This window comes from uncultured Paracoccus sp. (assembly GCF_937873615.1).
Taxonomy (GTDB): Bacteria; Pseudomonadota; Alphaproteobacteria; order Rhodobacterales; family Rhodobacteraceae; genus Paracoccus.
In genome coordinates this window covers 1-3,752 of record NZ_CALMYP010000042.1, presented here as the reverse complement: position 1 = coordinate 3,752, position 3,752 = coordinate 1, and the positions used below count along the sequence as shown (strand labels likewise).

Here is a 3,752-nt window from a genome sequence, read left to right as displayed (position 1 = left end):
CGGTGATCGGCGCGACCGGCACCGCCGGCGGCACCGGCTATGTCATCGAATATTGCGGCGAGGCGATCCGCGACCTGTCGATGGAAGGCCGCATGACGGTCTGCAACATGGCCATCGAAGGCGGCGCCCGCGCCGGGCTGATCGCGCCCGACGAAAAGACCTTCGACTATGTGAAGGGCCGCCCCCATGCGCCCAAAGGCGCCGCATGGGAAGCCGCGCTGAACTGGTGGAAGACGCTTACGACCGATGAAGGCGCCCATTACGACAAGGTCATCACCATCAGGGGCGAAGACATCGCCCCGGTCGTGACCTGGGGCACCTCGCCCGAGGACGTGCTGCCGATCACCGCATCCGTCCCCGCGCCCGAGGATTTTCAGGGCGGCAAGGTCGACGCCGCCCGCCGCAGCCTCGACTATATGGGCCTGAAGCCCGGCACCCCGCTGAACGAGATCGCCATCGACGCGGTCTTCATCGGGTCGTGCACCAATGGCCGGATCGAGGACCTGCGCGCCGCCGCCGGTATCCTCAAGGGCAAGAAGCTGGCATCGGGCGTGCGCGGCATGGTCGTGCCCGGCTCGGGCCTCGTGCGCCTGCAGGCCGAGGAAGAGGGGCTGGACAAGATCTTCACCGATGCCGGCTTCGAATGGCGCCTTGCGGGCTGTTCGATGTGCCTCGGCATGAACCCCGACCAGCTCGCCCCGGGCGAACGCTGCGCCGCCACCTCGAACCGCAATTTCGAGGGGCGCATGGGCTACAAGGGCCGCACGCATCTGATGTCGCCGGTCATGGCGGCGGCGGCAGGCGTGGCCGGCCACCTGGTCGATGTGCGCGACGTGATGGCCGAAACGGCCGAGGCTTGAGGATGAGGCCGCGGCCGCACGCGATATGCACGGGGTATGTACGCCCTGTGTACGCGCTGTGTACGCCCTTTCAGACAGGATTCTAGGATATGGAAAAGTTCAACACCCTCACCGCCGTGGCCGCGCCGATGCCGCTGGTGAACATCGACACCGACATGATCATCCCGAAACAGTTCCTGAAGACGATCCACCGCTCGGGTCTCGGCAAGAACCTGTTCGACGAGATGCGCTTCGACCGGGAAGGAAATGAAATCAGTGACTTCGTGCTGAACCAGCCGGCCTATCGCAAATCCGAGATCATCGTCGCCGGCGACAATTTCGGCTGCGGCTCCTCGCGCGAACATGCGCCGTGGGCATTGCTGGATTTCGGGATTCGTTGCGTGATTTCAACGAGTTTCGCCGACATCTTCTTCAACAACTGCTTCAAGAACGGCATCCTGCCCGTGGTGCTGCCGGAAGAGGCCGTGAAGGCCCTGATGGACGACGCCCGCAACGGCGAGAATGCGCGCCTGACGGTCGATCTGGAAAGCCAGACGGTGACGGCCTCTGACGGCACCGAATACCATTTCGACGTGGACCCGACGCGCAAGCATAACCTGTTGAATGGATTGGACGATATCGGCCAGACGCTGGAGCGTTCGGCGGCCATCGACAGCTTCGAGGCCACCGCCAGCCAAGCCCGCCCTTGGGTCTGAAAACCGGCCTTTTCCTGGCCCTTCTGGCCGCCGCCCCGGCGGCGGCCGACACGCTGCGCATCGCCAGCTTCGACCCCAATCTGACCCGGAAGGGACCGGGGCTTCTCCTGCGCGACATCGTCTCGGGCAAGGACCCGCAGATCCTCGGCGCTGCCCTTGTCATCGCCAAAACCGACCCCGACGTGCTGCTTCTGACCGGCATCGACTGGGACCACGACCGCGCCGCGCTGAAAGCCTTCGCGCAACTGCTGGCCCGCAGCGGCACCGATTACCCCCATCTTTTCGCCGCCCAGCCCAATAGCGGCATGGAGAGCGGCGTCGATCTGGACGGCAACGGAAGGCTAGGCGAGGCCGAGGATTCGCAGGGTTGGGGCAGTTTCACTGGCCAGAACGGCATGGCGATCCTGTCGCGCGTGCCCCTGGGCGAGGTCACCGATTACAGCGCCCTGCTCTGGCGCGACCAGCCCGGCAATCTGATCGGCGATACGCTGACGCCCGATGCCGCGGCGGTGCAGCGCCTCTCGGATACCGGCCATTGGGATGTCGAGTTGCTGACCGATCCGCCCCTGCATCTGCTGGCTTATTCCGCCGCACCCCCGGTCTTTGACGGGCCCGAGGACCGCAATGGCAGGCGCAACCACGACGAAAACGCCTTCTGGCTGACCCACCTGCCCGATGCGCCTTTCGTGTTGGCCGGGAATGCCAATCTCGACCCAAAGGATGGCGATGGGCGGCACGAGGCGATCCAGTCCCTGCTGACCGATCCCCGCCTGCAGGACCCGCACCCGGCAAGCGAGGGTGCCCGTCAGGCCGCCGATGCCGATCACAGGGGCGATCCGTCGCTCGACACTGCCGACTGGCCCGATGGCAAACCGGGCAATCTGCGCGTCACCTATCTGCTGCCGTCATCGGGGCTGCGGGTGCTGGATGCGGGCGTGTTCTGGCCGGCGCCGGGCGCGGAGATGGCCGGGATCGCGGCTGCGGCATCGCCGCATCGGCTGGTCTGGGTCGATCTGGAGATCGGCGGCTAGCTATTCCGGGATCGGCTCGGTCCCGCCGCCCATCTTGATCAGGTCGTCGATGATCGGTCTTGCGCGCGGACCGATGCGGTCGCAGGCGCCGGGATCGTCCAACATGCGGAAGGCCGGACCGTAATAGGTCTCGTCATAGGTGTCAGGGTCCATGCCCAGCCCCTTGGCCAGCATGTCGCCCGTGCCCACCAGCAAAGTCCATTCGCCATCGGTGATATGATATTCCGGGCAGTTCGAGGCGATCACGTTCACCTGTGCCAGGGCCGCGATCAGCTTTTCGGCATCCTGTTCGGATATGCCTTGCAGGTTCGGCAGCGGCACCATGACCTTGCCATCCGCCGCCGCAATGGCGCCGGTCAGTGGCAAATGAAGCACCGCAGCCAGAATTGCGGCGATGATACGGGTCATTCGGGTGGTCTCCGGTCTCGATTCCGTAGTTGATATGAGTCCTGATCCGCCCCCGAATCGCAACCCAATTCAGCGTGAACTTGACCAAGTGTCACTGCGGCGCTACGCCAAGCCCGACCCTGAAAGCACGAGGAAAACCATGTCCGCATATTCGCTTCTGATCCTGCCCGGCGATGGCATCGGCCCCGAAGTCATGACCGAGGTCCGCAAGGTCATCGACTGGTTCCAGACCAATCGCGGCATGAATTTCGAGGTCAGCGAGGACCTCGTCGGTGGCTGCGCCTATGACAAGCACGGCACGCCGCTGACCGACGCCACCATGGCCAGGGCGCAGGAAGTCGATGCGGTTCTTCTGGGCGCTGTCGGCGGGCCGAAATACGACAATCTCGATTTCAGCGTGAAGCCGGAACGCGGCCTGTTGCGCCTGCGCAAGGAAATGGACCTGTTCGCCAACCTGCGCCCGGCGCAATGCTTTGATGCGCTTGCGGATTTTTCCTCGCTCAAGCGCGATATCGTCGCGGGGCTTGATATCCTGATCGTGCGCGAACTGACCTCGGGCGTCTATTTCGGCGAACCGCGCGGCATCCATCCCGACGACAACAACCCCGAGAACGAGGGCGGTCGCGTCGGCATCAACACCCAGCGTTACACCAGCGGAGAAATCCGCCGTGTCGCCCGCGCCGCCTTTGAACTGGCACAAAAACGCGGCAACAAGGTCTGCTCGATGGAGAAGGCCAATGTGATGGAATCGGGCATCC

General features: G+C 64.5%; 5 protein-coding genes. 4 read left to right on the top strand and 1 reads right to left on the bottom strand.

Going from position 1 to position 3,752, the window contains the following annotated elements:
- The 3 genes from Q0330_RS10715 to Q0330_RS10705 all read left to right on the top strand — a co-directional run.
- Positions 1 to 860, top strand: an 860-nt coding sequence (locus Q0330_RS10715; RefSeq protein WP_299478574.1) for an aconitase family protein, incomplete at its 5' end; no start/stop codon positions are given.
- Positions 861 to 949: 89 nt separating this feature from the next.
- On the top strand, positions 950 to 1,555 hold the full coding sequence (gene leuD, locus Q0330_RS10710) for a 3-isopropylmalate dehydratase small subunit (protein WP_299478571.1): 606 nt from the start codon (positions 950 to 952) through the stop codon (positions 1,553 to 1,555).
- Complete coding sequence (locus Q0330_RS10705; RefSeq protein ID WP_366518327.1) at positions 1,546 to 2,586, top strand: endonuclease/exonuclease/phosphatase family protein; 1,041 nt, start codon at positions 1,546 to 1,548, stop codon at positions 2,584 to 2,586. The genes leuD and Q0330_RS10705 overlap by 10 nt, the downstream gene beginning before the upstream one ends.
- Here Q0330_RS10705 and Q0330_RS10700 read toward each other — a convergent pair whose 3' ends face one another.
- Positions 2,587 to 2,994, bottom strand: a complete 408-nt coding sequence (locus Q0330_RS10700) for a hypothetical protein (RefSeq protein ID WP_299478568.1) — start codon at positions 2,992 to 2,994, stop codon at positions 2,587 to 2,589.
- Between the two features lie 139 nt (positions 2,995 to 3,133).
- Between Q0330_RS10700 and Q0330_RS10695 the strand changes: the two genes are divergently transcribed.
- A partial coding sequence (locus Q0330_RS10695) for an isocitrate/isopropylmalate family dehydrogenase (RefSeq protein WP_299478565.1) occupies positions 3,134 to 3,752 on the top strand: 619 nt, incomplete at its 3' end.